At 69.6% G+C, this 20,240-nt stretch carries 12 protein-coding genes, 1 tRNA gene and 1 rRNA gene; 11 read left to right on the forward strand and 3 right to left on the reverse strand.

Going from position 1 to position 20,240, the window contains the following annotated elements; translation table 11 throughout:
* The 3 genes from rrf to ACZ562_RS33130 all read left to right on the forward strand — a co-directional run.
* Positions 1-91: ribosomal RNA gene (gene rrf / locus ACZ562_RS33120) — 5S ribosomal RNA — on the forward strand; the annotation flags it as partial.
* Positions 92-204: 113 nt separating this feature from the next.
* On the forward strand, positions 205-867 hold the full coding sequence (locus ACZ562_RS33125) for a DegT/DnrJ/EryC1/StrS family aminotransferase (RefSeq protein WP_471187093.1): 663 nt from the start codon (positions 205-207) through the stop codon (positions 865-867).
* Positions 868-945: 78 nt separating this feature from the next.
* Positions 946-1,021: transfer RNA gene (locus ACZ562_RS33130), tRNA-Thr, on the forward strand.
* Positions 1,022-1,068: 47 nt separating this feature from the next.
* Here the strand turns inward: ACZ562_RS33130 and ACZ562_RS33135 are convergent.
* Positions 1,069-3,819 carry a SpoIIE family protein phosphatase gene (locus ACZ562_RS33135; protein WP_471186911.1) on the reverse strand — a complete coding sequence of 917 codons (2,751 nt, stop codon included), beginning with the start codon at positions 3,817-3,819 and terminating at the stop codon, positions 1,069-1,071.
* A 398-nt stretch (positions 3,820-4,217) separates the two neighbouring features.
* Here ACZ562_RS33135 and ACZ562_RS33140 point away from each other — a divergent pair, with 398 nt between their 5' ends.
* The 8 genes from ACZ562_RS33140 (at position 4,218) to ACZ562_RS33175 (ending at position 17,955) form a co-directional block, all read left to right on the forward strand.
* Positions 4,218-9,698, forward strand: coding sequence for a HAMP domain-containing protein (locus ACZ562_RS33140; protein WP_471186914.1), 5,481 nt, complete (start codon positions 4,218-4,220; stop codon positions 9,696-9,698).
* A gap of 310 nt (positions 9,699-10,008) precedes the next feature.
* Complete coding sequence (locus ACZ562_RS33145) at positions 10,009-10,695, forward strand: response regulator (protein WP_471186917.1); 687 nt, start codon at positions 10,009-10,011, stop codon at positions 10,693-10,695.
* A gap of 123 nt (positions 10,696-10,818) precedes the next feature.
* On the forward strand, positions 10,819-13,521 hold the full coding sequence (locus tag ACZ562_RS33150; protein WP_471186920.1) for a DNA translocase FtsK: 2,703 nt from the start codon (positions 10,819-10,821) through the stop codon (positions 13,519-13,521).
* A 232-nt stretch (positions 13,522-13,753) separates the two neighbouring features.
* Positions 13,754-14,593, forward strand: coding sequence for a helix-turn-helix domain-containing protein (locus tag ACZ562_RS33155; RefSeq protein WP_471186923.1), 840 nt, complete (start codon positions 13,754-13,756; stop codon positions 14,591-14,593).
* 93 nt (positions 14,594-14,686) lie between these two features.
* Positions 14,687-16,156, forward strand: coding sequence for a 30S ribosomal protein S12 methylthiotransferase RimO (gene rimO / locus ACZ562_RS33160; protein ID WP_471186926.1), 1,470 nt, complete (start codon positions 14,687-14,689; stop codon positions 16,154-16,156).
* Positions 16,153-16,923: a CDP-diacylglycerol--glycerol-3-phosphate 3-phosphatidyltransferase gene (pgsA, locus tag ACZ562_RS33165; protein ID WP_471186929.1), complete on the forward strand. Its 771-nt coding sequence runs from the start codon at positions 16,153-16,155 to the stop codon at positions 16,921-16,923. Before rimO ends, pgsA begins: the two co-directional genes overlap by 4 nt.
* A complete protein-coding gene (locus ACZ562_RS33170) occupies positions 16,920-17,465 on the forward strand; it encodes a CinA family protein (protein ID WP_471186932.1) in 546 nt (181 codons plus the stop codon). Before pgsA ends, ACZ562_RS33170 begins: the two co-directional genes overlap by 4 nt.
* Positions 17,466-17,574: 109 nt before the next feature.
* Complete coding sequence (locus tag ACZ562_RS33175; protein ID WP_381463601.1) at positions 17,575-17,955, forward strand: helix-turn-helix domain-containing protein; 381 nt, start codon at positions 17,575-17,577, stop codon at positions 17,953-17,955.
* Between the two features lie 628 nt (positions 17,956-18,583).
* Here the strand turns inward: ACZ562_RS33175 and ACZ562_RS33180 are convergent.
* Together ACZ562_RS33180 and ACZ562_RS33185 are read right to left on the reverse strand one after the other, a co-directional pair.
* Complete coding sequence (locus tag ACZ562_RS33180) at positions 18,584-19,348, reverse strand: SDR family NAD(P)-dependent oxidoreductase (protein ID WP_471186936.1); 765 nt, start codon at positions 19,346-19,348, stop codon at positions 18,584-18,586.
* 50 nt (positions 19,349-19,398) lie between these two features.
* Entirely contained in the window at positions 19,399-20,235 is an 837-nt protein-coding gene (locus ACZ562_RS33185; RefSeq protein WP_471186939.1) for an Fpg/Nei family DNA glycosylase, read from the reverse strand.
* Between the last annotated feature and the right edge of the window lie 5 nt (positions 20,236-20,240).

A 20,240-nucleotide genomic window follows, 5' to 3' on the forward strand; every position in this document is an offset into this window, starting at 1 on the left:
GCCCGGTTACATTCCGAACCCGGAAGCTAAGCCTTACAGCGCCGATGGTACTGCAGGGGGGACCCTGTGGGAGAGTAGGACACCGCCGAACAATTTTCAAAGGGTTGGATCCTGAACTTCGGTTCGGGGTCCAACCCTTTTTTGTCATGCGTCACCTGACGTTCACGTTCCGCATCCAGCATCCACAGCATGGGTACTGCTGCAATGCTCAGAGCCGCCGGAGTGGGTGTCGGTGACGAGGTCGTCGTACCGGCCTTCGGGAACGTGGAAGTCGCCGAGGCCGTGGTCCTGGCCGGTGGGCTTCCGGTGTTCGCCGAGATAGATCCGGCGACGTACTGCCTCGACGCGTCCGCGGTCGAGGCCTCCATAACTACCCGGACGGTGGCCGTCGTTGCCGTACACCGCTTCGGCCGGCCGGCCGATCTCGGGCGGCTGCACGGGGTCGGGCAGCGGCACGGGCTTCTGGTGCTGCAGCACGGGGAGTCCGAGGCGCCGTACGACGAGATAGCCCAGCGCCGGCAGCGCGCCGCCTATCTCGATGCGAGGCTGCGCGGTGTGCTCACTCCCGACGGCGGTGACGGGCACACGTATCAGCAGTACGTCGTGCGCGTGCCGGGGAACGGACGGCCGGACCGGGATGCGTTCGCCCGGGCCTTGCGGGCGAGGGGAGTTGACTGCCGGGTGCCGGCGAAGACTCCCGTGCACCGGCTGCCGGAGTTCCGGCGGTGCCTGTCCCTGCCGGAGACCGAAAGGGCGGCCGACGAAACTCTTGCGCTCCCCGTGAACGCCTCTTTGACCAAGCGGGACATGCAGCGGATCGTGGGCGCGTGCAATGCGCTCGGCGGACTGCTGCAGCCTGCCTTCTGATGTTCGTGGTTGGGGGCACGAGTCTGTTCGGGGTATGATCTATTCCGTTGCCGCGAGGGAACCTCGAAAAGGTGACAGGCCCCTATAGCTCAGTCGGCAGAGCGTCTCCATGGTAAGGAGAAGGTCAACGGTTCGATTCCGTTTGGGGGCTCCAGCAGAAAGGCCTCGCCCGAACGGGCGGGGCCTTTCGCATGTCCTTCCTCAGTCCTTGTGGAGGCCCGGCACTCGCATCGCCAGGATCGCCATGTCGTCGGACGGGGCGTCCGACGCGAAGCGTTCCACCGCGCGCATGATGCGCGCCGCGACCGCGCCCGCCGTCAGACCGGTGCAGGTCTTGAGGACGTCGGTGAGGCCGTCGTCGCCCAACATGCGGGTGCCTTCACGGCGTTCCGTGACGCCGTCCGTGACGCAGAGGAGGACGTCGCCCGGGTCGAGGGTGACCGTCTCCTCGAACAGCTCCAGGTCCTCCATGACGCCCAGGAGCGGCTGGGGCTCGGCCGCCGGTTCGACCGTGCCGTCCTGGCGGAGGCGGAGCGGGAGCGGGTGGCCGGCGCAGACGACCTTCAGCTCCGCGCTGCCGTCCTCCTGGGGCCACAACTCGCCGTAAAGGAGCGTGAGGAAGCGGCTGCGTGCGCCTTCGTCGAGGATCGCGGAGTTGAGGCGCTCCAGGACCGCCGGACCGCTGAGGCCCTCTCTGGCCAGGAGCCTGAGGGCGTGGCGGGCGAGGCCTGTGACGGCCGCCGCGTTCGGACCCGTGCCGCAGACGTCGCCGATGGCGAAGCCGTACGCGCCGTCGCGGATGGGGAAGACGTCGTAGAAGTCGCCGCCGACCTCGTTGCCTTCGCCGGCCGCGCGGTAGATGACCTCGACCTCGACGCCCGTGATCACCGGGAGCTCGGGCGGCAGGAGGCTGCGCTGGAGGGACTGGCTGATGGCCGTGCGCTCGGAGTAGAGCCGGGCGTTGTCCAGGGCGAGGGCCGCTCGGCGGGACAAGTCCTCGGCCAGTTCCAGGATTTCCTGGCGGAAGTGTTCGTCGGTCGGCTTGCCGAGGGTCAGCATGCCGATGACCCGGTTGCGGGCGACCAAGGGCAGGACGACCGTCTCGCCGCCCACCGCCGATGCCGTCGCGAGAGTGGGGCCGATGGCCGACGAGACCTGGTGGGCGGGGCCGCCGCTCAGGCCGAGGCTGCGCATGGAGCTGCGCAGGGCCGCCTGGTGGGCCGCCTCGCCGGGGGCCGGCCAGACACGGGCACCGGGGGTCGGTACCGGGTCCGGCGGCGGGACCTTCGACAACAAGGACTTGATGCCGTCGATGAGTTCCTCGTCCTCGTGCAGGACGTAGGACAGGTACGGCTCCGAGGCCTGGTCGGCGATGGTGTAGACGGCGCACCAGGTGGCCAGGGTCGGGACCGTCATCTGGGCCATCAGGGCCAGGGTCTGGTCGCGGTCCAGGGTGCCCGCGAGGAGGTCGGACGCCTCGACCAGGAAGCTCAGCGAGCCTCGGCGCAGGCGTTCCAGTTCGCCGAGGCGTGCGGACTCGACGGCCAACGCGATGCGGTCGGCGGCGAACTGGAGGCGCAGGGCCTCCTCGTTCGAGTATCTGCCGGGGGACTCGGCGGCCACGCCGAGCGAGCCGGTGAGGCGGCCCTCCACCTTCAGCGGGACGGTGACCACGGAGCGCATGCCGGTGCCGCTCAGCAGCGGGACGGCACCCGGTACGGCCGTAAGGTCGTCGTGGACGGCCGGCATGCGCGCGGAGCCGTAGCGGCCGGGGCCCGCTTCGACGGGGACGCGGGCGAAGCGCTGGCGGGCCGACGGCAGGCCTGTGGAGGCGCGGACCTCCAACTCCGTTTCGTCGTCCGTCGCCAGGAGCAGGAAGGCGGAGTCGGCGTCGAGCATGTCTCGGGCGCGTTCCACCGTGCGCTGGAGGAGCCCGTCCAGGTCGTCCGGGGCGGGAGAGCCGATGAACACCTCGAAGGCGTCGGTGTTCTGGCCGTCGGCGGCGCTCGCGTCGGAGGCGGGGACGCGCAACGGAGTCTGCAGAACGGCCCGTTCGTGGTCCCGTACCAGCAGGCACACGGTGGAGGGCTCGCCGGCCGTGTCGCGGACGCGGAGATGGGAGGCGTAGACGGAGGTGACACGGCCGTTGGCGCCTCTGATGCCGTAGCTGCCTTCCCAGCGCGAGAGTTGGAGTGCTTCCGCGATGCCGGTGCCGGTGCCCGGGGTGTGCGGCCAGGCGGCGAGGTCGGTCAGCGGTTTGCCGGTGACCTGTTCGGCGGCGTAGCCGAAGAGTTCCTCGGCGTCCTCGCTCCAGGCGGTGATGGCGCCGGTGCGGTCGATCTGGACGACCGCGACGCGGACGCGGCCGTCGGCGAGCGGGAGGAGGTCGGCGGGCAGTGACGGGCCGGCGGCGCGGGTGCCCACCGGGCGCCCGGGAAGGTCGAGTTGGAACCAGACCTGCTTGCGCGTGGGCGTGTACTCGACGCCCCAGCGTCCGGCCAGTGCCGCGCAGAGCTGGAGGCCGCGGCCTCCCTCGCGGTCGGGGCTGCCCATGTTGACCGGCGAGCCCTGGAGCGGGATCTCGCGTTCGGGGTAGCGGTCGGCGACCTCGATCCGTACGCCTTCTTCACTGCGCAGACACAGGACGTCCGCAGAAGTCCCCGCGTGCACCACGGCGTTGGTGACCAGTTCGCTGGTGAGGACCACCGCGTCGTCGACGATGTCGGCGAAGCCCCAGCCCTGAAGGGTGTCGCGGACGAATGAGCGGGCGCTCGCGACCGATCGTCCGACGGGATCGAAGCTGGCGGCCGCGCGCGCGGTGATCACTAAACTCCTCAACCGGTTGTCGGTGTGCAGGGCTCCGTGGCCGACCGGCTCGTACCGCTGCTGCGGCATACCGCCCGTCGGCCGGGGGTCCGGGGGCTGCTCCCCAGGGATCAGTCCGGTGGTCATGTGTGCGGCCGCCCCTCCGATGCCCGCTCGTTCTCGTGCCACCGCCCAGGCCGGACGGACCGGCGCGGCTGGACAGCCGCATGCAAGGTTACTTACCTTCCCCGTCCATGCGGATGCCGGTCGGCTGTGTTTCCGCCCGAAGGGTGTGCGGACGATGTGCGAAGCTGCCGAACTGTTATGGCCTGGTTCAGCCGGGGTGAAACACTGGGCAAGCTTCTGGAGAAGGTCCGGGCAGGCGGAGTGTCTTCCGTGTAAATCGGGCAGCAGCCCGTGGTGTGGCTCGTCATGCCTGGCTGAATATACGCAGTAGTAGGCAGAACTACGCAGCAGTATCCGGTGCGCCGATCAGGGGGCACCGGACCACAGCAGTAACGGTCGACCCCTGCGGGAGGGACACAGTGGAGTCTGGCGCAGCGACGCGGAGCAGTAAGACGCGCGCGAAAGGCGGACAGTCCCTGAGCAACAAGCGCAAACCGGCCAACGGGACCACCGCGGTGGACACGGCTGCCCTGAACCGACTGCTGGCGGCTCTCGTGTCGATGCGGGACGGGAACTTCCGGAAGCGGCTCACGGTGTCCGGTGACGGCGTGATGTCGGAGATCGCGGCGGTCTTCAACGAGGTGGCCGACCGTAATCTGCATCTGACGGGCGAGTTGTCGCGTGTACGGCGCGTGGTGGGCCGTGACGGAAAGCTCACGGAACGGCTGGAAACAGGTGCCTCCGAGGGTTCCTGGGCCGCCGCCGTCGACGCCTCGAACGCGCTGGTGGACGATCTCGTACGGCCCGTCTCCGAGGTCAGCCGGGTGCTGTCGGCCGTGGCGGAGGGCGATCTGTCGCCCCGTATGGAGCTGCGGACGCAGGCGCCGGACGGCACCGGGCATCCGTTGCGGGGTGAGTTCCTGAAGGTCGGACGGACCGTCAACAATCTGGTCGACCAGCTGTCGACGTTCACCGACGAGGTCACGCGTGTGGCCAGTGAGGTGGGCACCGAGGGCAAGCTGGGCGGGCAGGCCCGGGTGCGGGGCATGTCCGGTTCGTGGAAGGACCTCACGGAGTCCGTCAACACGATGGCGTACCGGCTGACGGCCCAGGTCCGGGACATCGCGCTCGTGACGACGGCGGTCGCCAAGGGCGATCTGTCACGCAAGGTGACGGTTCATGTGGCCGGCGAGATGCTGGAGCTGAAGAACACCGTCAACACGATGGTGGACCAGCTGTCGTCCTTCTCCTCCGAGGTGACGCGTGTCGCGCGCGAGGTGGGTGTCGAGGGCGAGCTGGGCGGTCAGGCGCAGGTCCCCGGTGTGGCGGGTGTGTGGAAGGACCTCACCGATTCGGTGAACCTCATGGCCGGCAATCTGACGGCCCAGGTGCGCGGGATCGCGCAGGTGACGACGGCGGTCGCCAATGGCGACCTGTCGCAGAAGGTGACGGTTTCGGCACGTGGTGAGGTCGCCCAGCTCGCCGACACGATCAACCAGATGACCGAGACACTGCGGACCTTCGCGGACGAGGTCACCCGCGTGGCCAACGAGGTCGGTGCCGAGGGGCGGCTCGGCGGGCAGGCCAACGTGCCGGGTGCGGCGGGTACGTGGAAGGACCTGACGGACTCCGTCAACACGGTCTTCCGGAACCTCACCACCCAGGTGCGGGACATCGCCGCGGTGACGACGGCCGTGGCCAACGGTGACCTGTCGCAGAAGGTCACCGTGGACGTGGCCGGCGAGATGCTGGAGCTCAAGAACACCGTCAACGGGATGGTCGACCAGCTGTCGTCCTTCGGCGCGGAGGTCACGCGCGTGGCACGCGAGGTCGGTGTCGAGGGTGAGCTGGGCGGGCAGGCGCAGGTGCCGGGCGCGGCCGGTACGTGGAAGGACCTGACGGACTCCGTCAACACGGCGTTCCGGAACCTCACCGGACAGGTGCGCAACATCGCCCAGGTGACGACGGCCGTGGCCAACGGTGACCTGTCGCAGAAGGTCACCGTGGATGTGTCCGGCGAGATGCTCCAGCTGAAGAACACCGTCAACACGATGGTGGACCAGCTCTCGGCCTTCGCCGACCAGGTGACGCGGATGGCCCGGGACGTGGGCACCGAGGGCCGCCTCGGCGGTCAGGCCGTGGTGCCGGGTGTGAGCGGCACCTGGAAGGAACTCACCGACTCCGTCAATTTCATGGCGGGCAACCTCACCTCGCAGGTGCGGCAGATCGCCCAGGTCACGACGGCTGTCGCCCGGGGTGACCTGTCCCAGAAGATCGACGTCGACGCCCGCGGGGAGATCCTGGAGCTGAAGAACACCATCAACACGATGGTGGACCAGCTGTCCGCCTTCGCCGACCAGGTGACCCGGGTGGCCCGCGATGTGGGCACGGAGGGCCGGCTCGGCGGTCAGGCGCAGGTGCCCGGCGTCGCCGGGGTGTGGCGCGACCTGACGGACTCCGTGAACGGCATGGCGGGCAACCTCACCGCGCAGGTGCGCAACATCGCGCAGGTGGCCACCGCGGTGGCCCGGGGTGACCTGTCCCAGAAGATCGACGTGGACGCCCGCGGGGAGATCCTGGAGCTGAAGAACACCCTCAACACGATGGTGGACCAGCTGTCGAGCTTCGCCGACCAGGTGACGCGGGTGGCCCGCGAGGTGGGCACGGAGGGCATCCTCGGCGGTCAGGCCGAGGTGCAGGGGGTCTCCGGTACCTGGAAGGACCTCACGCAGTCCGTGAACTTCATGGCGAACAACCTGACGATCCAGGTGCGCAACATCGCCGAGGTCACGACCGCGGTGGCCAAGGGTGACCTGTCGAAGAAGATCACGGTCGACGCGAAGGGCGAGATCCTCGAACTCGTCACCACCGTCAACACGATGGTGGACCAGCTGTCGTCCTTCGCCGAGCAGGTGACCCGGGTGGCCCGCGAGGTGGGTACCGAGGGCCAGCTGGGCGGTCAGGCGCGGGTGCCCGGTGTCACGGGCATCTGGAAGGACCTCAGCGACAACGTGAACCTGATGGCCAACAACCTGACCGTGCAGGTGCGGAACATCTCCCAGGTCGCGGCCGCCGTCGCCAACGGCGACCTGACGCGGACCGTGACGATCGAGGCGCGCGGTGAGGTCGCGCAGCTCGCCGACACCTTCAACACCATGGTGAAGACGCTGAGCTCGTTCGCCGACCAGGTCACCAAGGTGGCCCGTGAGGTGGGCACGGACGGCATCCTGGGCGGGCAGGCGCGCGTGCCGGGCGTGGCCGGTACGTGGAAGGACCTCACCGAGTCCGTGAACCAGATGGCGTCCAACCTGACCGGACAGGTGCGCAACATCGCCATGGTCACGACCGCCATCGCCAAGGGCGACCTGACCAAGAAGATCGACATCGACGCGCGCGGCGAGATCCTGGAGCTGAAGACCACCATCAACACGATGGTGGACCAGCTGTCGTCCTTCGCGGAGGAGGTCACCCGGGTCGCCCGTGAGGTGGGTACGGAAGGCCAGCTGGGCGGCCAGGCACGCGTGCGTGACGTCGACGGCACCTGGCGGGACCTGACCGAGTCGGTGAACGAGATGGCCGGGAACCTCACCCGGCAGGTACGTGCCATCGCGCGCGCGGCCACCGCGGTGACCCGGGGTGACCTCAACCTGAAGCTGGACGTGGACGCCGCCGGCGAGATCCAGGAGCTCCAGGACTACATCAACAAGATGATCGCCAACCTGCGCGACACCACGATCGCCAACAAGGAGCAGGACTGGCTCAAGGGCAACCTCGCCCGTATCTCGGCGCTGATGCAGGGCCGCCGGGACCTGGAGGACGTCGCCTCGCTCATCATGAGCGAGCTGACGCCGGTGGTGTCAGCGCAGCACGGCGCGTTCTTCCTGGCGATGCCGCTCGTCGACGGCAAGGATCTGAGCGCCGAGGGCGAGGACCATTACGAGCTGCGGATGCTCGGGTCGTACGGTTACTCGATGGGCTCCATGCCGACGTCGTTCCGGCCGGGCGAGGCACTGATCGGTACGGCCGCCATGGAGAAGCGCACGATCCTGGTGGAGAACGCGCCCAGCGGTTACCTGAAGATCTCCTCGGGGCTGGGCGAGGCTCCGCCCGCTCAGGTGATCGTGCTTCCGGTGCTGTTCGAGGGCAAGGTGCTCGGCGTCATCGAGCTCGCGTCCTTCACGCCGTTCACGCAGATCCAGAAGGACTTCCTGAACCAGATCGCCGAGATGATCGCGACCAGCGTCAACACCATCTCCGTCAACACCAAGACCGAGGTCCTGCTGAAGCAGTCGCAGGAGCTGACCGAACAACTCCGTGAGCGGTCGGCCGAGTTGGAGAACCGGCAGAAGGCCCTGCAGGCGTCCAACGCCGAACTGGAGGAGAAGGCCGAACTGCTGGCCCAGCAGAACCGCGACATCGAGGTCAAGAACACCGAGATCGAGGAGGCGCGGCAGGTCCTGGAGGAGCGTGCCGAGCAACTCGCCGTCTCCATGCGCTACAAGAGCGAGTTCCTGGCCAACATGTCCCACGAGCTGCGGACGCCGCTCAACTCGCTGCTGATCCTGGCGAAGCTGCTCGCCGACAACGCCGAGGGGAACCTCTCCCCGAAGCAGGTCGAGTTCGCGGAGACGATCCACGGGGCCGGCTCCGACCTGCTCCAGCTGATCAACGACATCCTCGACCTGTCGAAGGTCGAGGCGGGCAAGATGGACGTCTCCCCGACGCGGATCGCCCTCGTCCAGCTCGTGGACTACGTGGAGGCCACGTTCCGGCCGCTGACCGCGGAGAAGGGCCTCGACCTGTCGGTTCGGGTGTCTCCCGAACTGCCCGCAACGCTGCACACGGACGAGCAGCGGCTCCTTCAGGTGCTGCGCAACCTGCTGTCCAACGCGGTGAAGTTCACCGACTCCGGGGCGGTCGAGCTGGTCATCCGGCCCGCCGGCAGGGACGTGCCGATGGCGATCCGCGAGCAGCTTCTGGAGACCGGTTCGCTGCGCGACGCGGACGCGGACCTGATCGCGTTCTCCGTGACGGACACCGGCATCGGGATCGCGGCCAGCAAGATGCGGGTGATCTTCGAGGCGTTCAAGCAGGCGGACGGCACGACCAGCCGCAAGTACGGTGGTACGGGCCTCGGGCTGTCCATCTCTCGGGAGATCGCCCAGCTGCTCGGCGGTGAGATCCACGCGCAGAGCGAGCCGGGACGCGGCTCGACGTTCACGCTGTATCTGCCGCTGCACCCGAGCGAACTGCCGCCGCAGGGCTACCAGCAGCTCGCCCCCACGCTGGAGGCCGGGGAACTGGTGACCTCCGCGCATGACCGCGCCGAGCTGTCCGAGCTGTCCGACGTGGAGATCGAGACGCCGGCGGAGGTGAAGTCGTACCACGAGACGCAGAACGGCGCCGCGGCGCTCTTCAGGCGCCGGCGCAGGGGCGCGCCCTCGTTGGAGCAGCGGCCGTCGCAGGAGCAGTGGCCGGCCGCGGAGCAGGGCGCCGCGGTGCAGCCGCGCCGCGGCATCCGGTTCGGCGGGGAGAAGGTGCTGATCGTCGACGACGACATCCGCAACGTGTTCGCGCTCACCAGCGTCCTGGAGCAGCACGGGCTTTCGGTGCTGTACGCCGAGAACGGCCGTGAGGGCATCGAGGTCCTGGAGCAGCACGACGATGTCGCGGTCGTCCTGATGGACATCATGATGCCCGAGATGGACGGGTACGCGACGACCACGGCGATCCGCAGGATGCCGCAGTTCGCCGGGCTGCCGATCATCGCGCTGACCGCGAAGGCGATGAAGGGCGACCGGGAGAAGGCGATCGAGTCGGGGGCCTCCGACTACGTGACGAAGCCGGTCGACCCCGATCACCTGCTGGCGGTGATGGAGCAGTGGATGCGGGAGGCGTGACGAAAACCGTCGGGCTTCGTCCTCGTTTCATGCGTTGAGGCTTTCATGCGCATGCGGCGGGAACGGTCGGGTTCACATGGAGTGCTGACTCAGGGTGGCGGAGCCGTGTGGAAGCACGGGATTCGGGGAACCTTCTGGTCTCCGGCTACGTTTCTGCTACGTGCGCTGTGATATCCACAGTGACATCGCGGTGACAGGGTGTGGCGACGAGCGGGGTGCGGCTACCATGACCGGCACAAGGACGGGCGACGTAAGGGAGTCGTCCCCTGGGGCGGCGCCCGGTGCACTTCCGGGGCGAGGAGGGCGGGCCATGGTGCAGAAGGCCAAGATCCTCCTGGTCGATGACCGGCCGGAGAATCTGCTGGCGCTGGAGGCCATCCTCTCTGCGCTCGATCAGACCCTGGTGCGGGCATCGTCCGGGGAGGAAGCGCTCAAAGCACTGCTCACGGACGACTTCGCGGTCATTCTGCTGGATGTCCAGATGCCAGGGATGGACGGTTTTGAAACCGCCGCACACATCAAGCGGCGGGAACGGACCCGGGACATCCCGATCATCTTCCTCACCGCGATCAACCACGGGCCGCACCACACCTTCCGCGGATATGCGGCCGGTGCGGTCGACTACATCTCCAAGCCGTTCGACCCGTGGGTGCTGCGCGCGAAGGTCTCGGTCTTCGTCGAGCTGTACATGAAGAACTGCCAGCTGCGGGAGCAGGCGGCGCTGCTGCGGCTCCAGTTGGAGGGCGGTGGCAGCGGCAAAGCCGTGGCCGGGGAGGTGAAGGAGCCGGCGGGACTGCTCGCGGAGCTGTCGGCACGGCTCGCGGCGGTCGAGGAGCAGGCCGAGGCCCTGTCCAAGCAGCTCGACGACGACTCGGCTGACGCGGCCGCGGTGGCCACGGCGGCTCATCTCGAACGCAAACTCACGGGGTTGCGGAGGGCACTCGACGCCTTGGAGCCGGGGGCGGGGAGTTCTCCCGCGGTGCCGTCGCAGAACTGACCTGCCGGAGACGGGCGGTGGGCGTGAGCCCGCGTCAGCTCAGCGCCCTTCCAAGGGCGACACGAACGGGTGAAGCAGTGGGCACGCGTGTCCGCTGCCGTCTCCACCGGTAATCTCACACCTATGGCCTCACGTCCCACCGCAGCCAAGAAGCAGCCCGCGAAGAAGGCGGCCGCTCCCGCGAAGGCTCCGGCGAAGAAGGCCGCTGCGAAAAAGGCCCCCGCGAAGAAGGCGCCGGCCAAGAAGGCCGCGGCGAAGAAGCCCGCGCCCAAACCGGCGCCGAGCCCCACCGGGGGTATCTACCGGCTCGTGCGAGCCGTCTGGCTCGGCCTCGCGCACGCCGTCGGCGCGGTGTTCCGCGGGATAGGGCAGGGCGCGAAGAACCTCGACCCCGCGCACCGCAAGGACGGGCTCGCGCTGCTGCTCCTCGGCCTCGGGCTGATCGTCGCCGCCGGAACCTGGTCGAACCTGCGCGGTCCGGTCGGCGATCTCGTCGAGATGCTGGTGACCGGCGCCTTCGGCCGGCTCGACCTGCTGGTGCCGATACTGCTCGCGGTCATCGCCGTGCGGTTCATCCGGCATCCCGAGAAGCCCGAGGCCAACGGCCGCATCGTGATCGGCCTGTCCGCGCTCGTCATCGGTGTGCTCGGCCAGGTTCACATCGCCTGCGGCGCCCCCGCCCGCAGCGACGGCATGCAGGCGATAAGGGACGCCGGCGGGCTCATCGGCTGGGGTGCGGCCACCCCGCTGACGTACACCATGGGCGACGTACTCGCCGTACCGCTGCTCGTGCTGCTCACCGTCTTCGGTCTGCTGGTCGTCACGGCCACGCCGGTCAACGCCGTCCCGCAGCGGCTGCGGCTGCTCGGCGTGAAGCTGGGCATCGTCCACGACCCCTCCCCGGACGACGTCACCCAGGACGACGAGCGCTACGACGACCAGTGGCGTGAGGCGCTGCCCGCGAGCCGCCGTCGCCGCGGGCCCGCCGCCGAAGCGTACGACCCCGACAGTGCGGAGCAGGCGGCGCTCTCCCGGCGCCGCGGCCGCCCCCGGCGGTCCGCCGTGCCGCAGCCCGACATGGACCGCCCGCTGGACGCCGTGGACGTCGCCGCGGCAGCCGCCGCCGCGCTCGACGGCGCGGTGCTGCACGGTATGCCGCCCTCGCCGATCGTCGCCGATCTCACCCAGGGCGTGAGCGTGGGGGACCGCGAGGAGCCGACGCCCACCCCGACGCCTGTGCCGGCCGCGCGCCCCAAGCAGGAGAAGCTGGACACGGCGGTCCCGGACCTCACCAAGGCCGCACCCGAGGCGCCCCGCGACCTGCCGACCCGCGCCGAGCAGCTCCAGCTGTCCGGTGACATCACGTACTCCCTGCCCTCGCTCGACCTCCTCACGCGCGGGGGGCCCGGCAAGGCGCGCAGCGCCGCGAACGACGCCGTGGTCGCCTCGCTCACCAACGTCTTCACCGAGTTCAAGGTCGACGCCGCCGTCACCGGCTTCACGCGCGGCCCGACGGTCACGCGCTACGAGGTCGAGCTCGGCCCCGCCGTCAAGGTCGAGCGCATCACCGCCCTGACGAAGAACATCGCCTACGCGGTCGCCAGTCCCGACGTACGGATCATCTCGCCGATCCCCGGCAAGTCCGCGGTCGGCATCGAGATCCCGAACACCGACCGCGAGATGGTCAACCTCGGCGACGTGCTGCGCCTCGCCGCGGCCGCCGAGGACGAGCACCCCATGCTGGTCGCGCTCGGCAAGGACGTGGAGGGCGGCTATGTGATGGCCAACCTCGCGAAGATGCCGCACGTGCTGGTGGCCGGAGCCACCGGTTCCGGCAAGTCCTCGTGCATCAACTGCCTGATCACATCCGTCATGGTCCGCGCGACCCCCGAGGACGTCCGCATGGTCCTCGTCGACCCCAAGCGGGTCGAGCTCACCGCCTACGAGGGCATCCCGCACCTGATCACGCCGATCATCACCAACCCGAAGCGGGCCGCCGAGGCGCTGCAGTGGGTCGTACGGGAGATGGACCTGCGCTACGACGACCTGGCGGCGTACGGCTTCCGGCACATCGACGACTTCAACGAGGCCATAAGGAACGGCAAGGTCAAGGCACCCGAGGGGAGTGAGCGTGAGCTCCAGCCGTACCCCTATCTGCTGGTGATCGTCGACGAGCTCGCCGACCTGATGATGGTCGCCCCGCGGGACGTCGAGGACGCGATCGTGCGCATCACGCAGCTCGCGCGCGCGGCCGGCATCCACCTGGTGCTCGCCACGCAGCGGCCCTCGGTCGACGTCGTCACCGGTCTGATCAAGGCGAACGTGCCGTCGCGGCTCGCCTTCGCCACCTCCTCGCTCGCGGACAGTCGCGTCATCCTCGACCAGCCCGGAGCCGAGAAGCTGATCGGCAAGGGCGACGGGCTCTTCCTGCCGATGGGGGCGAACAAGCCGACCCGTATGCAGGGCGCCTTCGTGACCGAGGAGGAGGTCGCGGCGGTCGTCCAGCACTGCAAGGACCAGATGGCACCCGTCTTCCGGGACGACGTCACCGTGGGCACCAAGCAGAAGAAGGAGATCGACGAGGAGATCGGCGACGATCTCGACCTGCTGTGCCAGGCGGCCGAACTGGTCGTCTCCACGCAGTTCGGGTCCACGTCCATGCTCCAGCGCAAGCTGCGCGTCGGCTTCGCCAAGGCCGGGCGGCTCATGGACCTGATGGAGTCCCGGGGCATCGTCGGTCCGAGCGAGGGGTCCAAGGCTCGTGACGTTCTTGTGAAGGCTGACGAGCTGGACGGCGTGCTTGCCGTGATCCGTGGGGAGTCTTGAACGAGAGCGTCCATCGTGACGCTTCCGTAAGGGATCATCGAGCAACCGTTTCCCCGCGGCATACGTCAAGTTGAGGGAAACGACAAGCACCACCTCACCCTGGGGACGACGGGGCATTGCAATGCCATTCCGATGGCGTACAAAGTCCCACCGCCCGGTTGCCCCACCCTTTCGTACCCCCCCTAGACTGAACCTCCAGCACAGGCGGCTAAAACGCTCGAAAGGCGCCCCCGTGTCCATCGGCAACTCCCCTGAAGACGAGCGTCCGTTCGAAGACGACCGTGAGGAAGCCCGCCCCTCGATCGGCCGTGCCCTCAAACAGGCGCGCATCGAGGCCGGGCTGACCGTCGACGACGTCAGTTCCGCCACCCGGGTCCGCATCGCCATCGTGCACGCCATCGAGACGGACGACTTCGCGCCCTGCGGCGGCGACGTCTACGCGCGCGGTCACATCCGGACCCTGGCCAAGGCCGTCCGCCTCGATCCCGCCCCGCTCCTCGCCCGGTACGACGCCGATCACGGAGGGCGTCCGGCTCCGACACCGGCGGCGCCCCTCTTCGAGGCGGAACGCATCCGTCCCGAGCGGCGCGGGCCCAACTGGACCGCGGCGATGGTCGCCGCGATCGTCGCCGTGGTGGGCTTCGTCGGGTTCACCGCGGTCAGGGGCGGTGACGACGGAGCCACGAAGACCCAGGTGGCCGAGGGCTCCAAGGCCGCGACCGGCAAGTCCTCCTCGCCCAAGCCCAAGAGCAGCAAGCCCGCCGATCCGAAGCCGGAGCCGTCCGACAGCGCCATCGCGGCCGCGCCCCAGGACAAGGTGACCGTCAAGGTGAGCGCCGCCGACGGACGCAGCTGGATCTCGGCCAAGGACCACAACGGCCGGCTGCTCTTCGACGGGCTCCTCAAGCAGGGCGAGTCCAAGACCTTCCAGGACAGCGAGAAGATCAACCTCGTGCTCGGCGACGCCGGCGTGATCCAGCTGTACGTCAACGGGAAGAAGATCGAGGACGACTTCCAGCCGGGCGCGGTGGAGCGCCTCACGTATACGAAGGGCGACCCGCAGGTCGGATAAGCCGGTCGCAAGGGTCGAGTACGTACGGGGTTGGCCGATCTTGGCCAACCCCGTCGACGTGGGCTGTCAGTGAGACAAAGTACTCTTGAGCCCATGCCTGAACGCCGTACCGTCGCACTGGTCACTCTTGGCTGCGCCCGTAACGAGGTGGACTCGGAGGAGCTCGCAGGCCGTTTGGAGGCGGACGGCTGGGACCTCGTGGAGGACGCCGCGGACGCGGACGTCGCCGTCGTCAACACCTGTGGCTTCGTCGAGGCCGCCAAGAAGGACTCCGTCGACGCCCTCCTGGAGGCAAACGACCTCAAGGCGCACGGCAGAACCCAGGCCGTCGTGGCGGTGGGCTGCATGGCCGAGCGATACGGCAAGGAGCTCGCCGAGGCCCTCCCCGAGGCCGACGGCGTGCTCGGCTTCGACGACTACGCCGACATCTCCGGCCGCCTGCAGACCATCCTGAGCGGCGGCATCCACGCCTCGCACACCCCGCGTGACCGGCGCAAGCTGCTGCCGATCAGCCCGGCCGAGCGGCAGGAGTCCGCGTCCGAGGTCGCGCTGCCAGGGCACGGCCCCGTCGATCTTCCGGACGGCCTGGCTCCGGCCTCCGGCCCTCGCGCGCCCCTGCGCCGTCGTCTGGACGGTGCCCCCGTCGCCTCGGTCAAGCTCGCCTCCGGCTGCGACCGGCGCTGCTCCTTCTGCGCCATCCCGTCCTTCCGCGGCTCCTTCATCTCACGCCGCCCGAGCGATGTGCTGAACGAGACGCGGTGGCTGGCCGAGCAGGGCGTCAAGGAGATCATGCTGGTCTCCGAGAACAACACGTCCTATGGCAAGGACCTGGGCGACATCCGTCTGCTCGAGTCGCTCCTGCCAGACCTCGCCGAGGTCGACGGCCTCGAGCGCGTGCGCGTCAGCTACCTCCAGCCGGCCGAGATGCGCCCCGGGCTCATCGACGTCCTGACCTCGACTCCGAAGGTCGCGCCGTACTTCGACCTGTCCTTCCAGCACTCCGCCCCCGGTGTGCTGCGTGCGATGCGCCGCTTCGGCGACACCGATCGCTTCCTCGAACTGCTCGACACCGTCCGGAGCAAGGCCCCCCAGGCCGGCGTGCGCTCCAACTTCATCGTCGGCTTCCCCGGCGAGAGCGAGGCCGACCTGGCCGAGCTGGAGCGCTTCCTGAATAGCGCGCGGCTGGACGCCATCGGCGTCTTCGGGTACTCCGACGAGGAGGGCACCGAGGCCGCGACGTACGACAGCAAGCTCGACGAGGACGTCGTCGCCGAGCGGCTGGCGCGTGTCTCCCGGCTGGCCGAGGAACTGGTCTCGCAGCGGGCCGAGGAGCGCCTGGGCGAGACCGTGCACGTAATTGTGGAATCGGTGGACGACGACGGCGTGTACGGCCGCGGCGCCCACCAGGCTCCGGAGACGGACGGCCAGGTGCTGCTCACGACCGGCGCAGGTCTCACCGTCGGCCGTATGGTCGAGGCGAAGGTGGTCGGTGCGGAAGGTGTCGACCTGGTGGCCGAGCCGCTGCAGGGCTCGTTCGCGTGTAGTGAGGAGGCGGGCAGATGACCGGAGTACCGGCATCGGCGGCCGGCGGCACCTCCGGCGCGAACGGTGCGGCCACGAGCGGGGCATCGGGCCCTGCCTCCGGTGGGGTTTCCGGTGCCGTTTCCTCCGGTGCCGTCTCCGGTCCCCAGAACGGCGGGAAGTCCGCGCGCGGCGGGAAGATCGCGGCCGCGGCCGTCAATCAGGCCAGCGTGTGGAACGTCGCCAATCTGCTGACGATGCTGCGGCTGCTCCTGGTGCCCGGCTTCGTCGCACTGATGCTGGCGGACGGCGGGTACGACCCGGCGTGGCGCTCGCTCGCCTGGGCGGCCTTCGCCATCGCCATGATCACCGACCTGTTCGACGGGCATCTGGCACGCACGTACAACCTGGTTACCGACTTCGGGAAGATCGCCGACCCCATCGCCGACAAGGCGATCATGGGAGCCGCGCTGGTCTGTCTCTCAGCGCTCGGCGATCTGCCGTGGTGGGTGACAGCCGTCATCCTCGGGCGGGAACTCGGGATCACGCTCCTGCGGTTCCTCGTGATCCGGTACGGCGTCATCCCCGCGAGCCGGGGCGGCAAGCTCAAGACCCTCATACAGGGCGTGGCCGTCGGGATGTACGTCCTGGCCCTCACGGGGTGGCTGGCCACCCTGCGGTTCTGGGTGATGGCCGCGGCGGTCGTCCTGACCGTGGTGACCGGGCTCGACTATGTGAGACAGGCCATTGTGCTGCGCCGGCGGGGAATCGCCGAGCGCAAGGCCGCGCTGGAGGAGACGGAAGCGTGAATTCCCCGGCTGCCGAGGTGGTGCGACTACTCACGGTGAAGGGCGAGACGCTCGCGGTCGCCGAGTCGCTGACCGGTGGCCTGGTGGCGGCGGAAGTCACAGCGGCCCCCGGGGCGTCCAAGGCGTTCCGGGGCTCGATGACCGCCTACGCCACCGAGCTCAAGCACGAACTCCTGGGTGTCGACGCCGCCCTGCTGGCGGAGCACGGCGCAGTGGATCCGCAGGTCGCCGCCCAGATGGCGGCTGGAGTGCGCAAGGCTCTCGGCGCCGACTGGGGCATCGCGACGACCGGTGTCGCAGGGCCGGAACCGCAGGACGGGAAGCCCGTCGGGACGGTCTTCATCGCCGTGGACGGCCCGCTCGGAGCGGAATCCGGTTCCGCCGGTGGCGGAAAAGTCGAGGCCCTGAGGTTGAACGGCGACCGCGCGGAAATTCGTATGGAGAGTGTACGGAGCGTACTCGCACTGCTCCTGAAAGAGCTTGCGGGCGAACACAGCGGGAATGAGCGGGCACAGGATACGGAACAGAACGGGGGGTTTTGATGTTTGCAGCCCTGAGTGAACACGACATCGCTCCCCGCACGGCCGCGGCGCAAGGCGGTACGGTGGGGCGTGAAGGATGCGGCTACGCGGTCCGAGGAGGGAGCCACCGATGATTCTGCTCCGTCGCCTGCTTGGTGACGTGCTGCGTCGGCAGCGCCAACGCCAGGGCCGTACTCTGCGCGAAGTCTCCTCGTCCGCCCGAGTCTCACTCGGCTATCTCTCCGAGGTGGAGCGGGGGCAGAAGGAGGCTTCCTCCGAGCTGCTCTCCGCCATCTGCGACGCGCTGGACGTACGGATGTCCGAGCTCATGCGGGAAGTGAGTGACGAGCTCGCCCTCGCCGAGCTGGCCCAGTCTGCTGCGGCCACCCCCAGCGAGCCTGTACCCGCGTCGGTTCGCCCGATGCTGGGTTCCGTCTCGGTGGCCGGTGTGCCACCGGAACGGGTGACCATCAAAGCGCCCTCCGAGGCGGTGGACGTGGTCGCCGCGTGACATTCGCGCGGGTGTGAGGCCGACGCGGCGCTGACGGCGCCGAGCGACTGTGTGAGGCCCCGGCCGGGGCTTCTCCGGGGACATCTGGAGAGGTGCGGTCGGGGTTTTCCGCGTTGTGTCAGTGCCGCTCCGGTCCGTACGGGGGCTCTCTTGGTCCGTTTGCCGGTGCAGGGCGCTGCCTTCATGGTGGAGGGGCGGGTGTCTTCGACGGCTGAGCGGCCGGCGGTGCCGATGTCCGCGACGGCTGGGCCGTCCGCGGTGCGGATGTCCGTGACGGCTGAGCGGCCGGCGGTGCCGATGTCCGCGACGGCTGGGCGGTCCGCGGTGCGCCCGTTGCCGGTGGTGCGCCCGCCCTGCGGATGAGCATGGCGGTCTGGCGTCGGGCTGGAGGTGGCGGCCATGTCGGGGTGGGCAGTGCGCTGGGGGGCCGTTCTGGGCCTCGGAGCGGTGTGGTGGTGGGCCGTGCTCCGGCTCGCGCTTGCGCCCGATGCGGGGGCGCTGGAAGGCGCCGTGGCGGCCGGGGGATGGGGGCTGAGCCTTCTGCCGGTGCACTGTGTGCCCAAGGCGCGGGCCACGGGTGCCGTCGACCCCGGGCGATGGGCCGCGGCCTGGCGGGCGGCGGACCGGCCTACCAGGGCATGGCCACACCGCCGTTCGGACGCAGGATCTGGCCCGTCATGAAGGACGAGGCGTCGGACGCCAGGTACAGGACGGCCTGGGCGACGTCCTCCGGCTCGCCGACCCGCCCAAGGGGCGACATCCGGGTCATCAGCGCCTCGGTGCGCGCCTGTGCCTCGCCCTCGTGGCGGTGGGTCATGGGCGTGCGGATCCAGCCCGGTGCGACCGCGTTGACGCGGATGCCGTGCCGCCCGACCTCGTTCGCCGGCGTCCTGGTCAGCTGGACGACGGCCGCCTTGGCCGCGCCGTAGCAGAGCAGACCGGGGCCGCCGGTGTCGACGGCGCCCGAGGCCATGGTCACGATGCTGCCCCCGGTGTTCCGGGCAAGCATCAGGCGGGTCGCCTCCTGGCAGGCGTACAGCACGCCCTTGAAGTTGACGCCCAGCACCCTGTCCAGGTCCTCGTCCCGCGTCTCCAGGACGGGGCCGCTGTGCATGATCCCGGCGACCGCCGCCATCACGTCGAGGCGGTCGCAGGACTCGACGGCCTGCTTGAGCCGGGCGCGGTCGGTGACGTCGAGGTGGTGCGTGTGGGCGGTGCCGTCCTTGTCCTTGATCAGGTTCGCGGTCCCGTCCAGGCCCCTCGGGTCGCGGTCGGCGCAGTGCACGGTGGCGCCGGCCCGCGCGAGCAGCACCGCCGAGGCGCGGCCGATGCCGCTCGCGGCGCCGGTGACGAATGCCGTGCGTCCGGTGAGGTCGTACGCGCTCACGGCCATAAGGCGACGGTGCGAGCATTTCTGACGGAGCGTCAATTAGTGGCGGGCCGTCAATCAGCCGTGCGGCGTGGAGTTCTGCGGGATGCGGCGGGGCTCGGAGCCGGTCCCGCCTGGCAGCCGGGGCACCAGTAGGTGGGGCGCTCGCGGGAGCCGTCGCCCTGGTCGGCCACGCGGACGGGCGTGTGGCAGCGCAGGCAGGGGCGGGGCGCGCGACCGTACACGAACAGGTCCTGGCCGCGGTGGCCCGTCGTACTGCGGACCAGGCGGTCCCGGTTGGCCTCCAGGAGCCTCTTGGCGAGTGCGGGCAGCCGCGCGGCGCGCTCGGCGGGCAGTGCGCCGACGGGGAGCCAAGGAGTGGCGCCGAGCAGGAAGCAGAGCTCGCTCTTGTAGACATTGCCGATGCCGGCGAGGTTGCGCTGGTCGAGCAGAGCCTCCCCGAGTGGCCTGGCCGGGTCGGCGAGGAGGTTGGCCAGGGCCTGGGCCGGGTCCCAGTCCGGGCCCAGGAGGTCGGGGCCGAGGTGGCCGACGGCGCGGTGTTCGTCGGCGGTGCGCAGGAGCTCCAGCACGGGCAGGCGGTAGCCGACGGCCGTGCGGTCGGCGGTGCCCAGAATCGCGCGGATCTGGTGGGCCGGGCCGCCGGTCCAGCGCTGACCGTTCGCGTACACCTTCCAGGAGCCGTCCATCCGCAGGTGCGAGTGGAGGGTCAGACCGCCCTCGACGCGGGTGAGAAGGTGCTTGCCACGGGGGGTGACGTCCAGCACGGTACGGCCGGTGAGGTCGGCCGTCGCGTACTGGGGAACCCGGAGGTCGCTGAGGGTCAGCACCTTGCCCGCGAGGGCGCCGTGCAGCCGGCTCGCGGCCTGCCAGACCGTGTCTCCTTCGGGCATGGGTC

Source organism: Streptomyces sp. NPDC040410 (assembly GCF_055595715.1).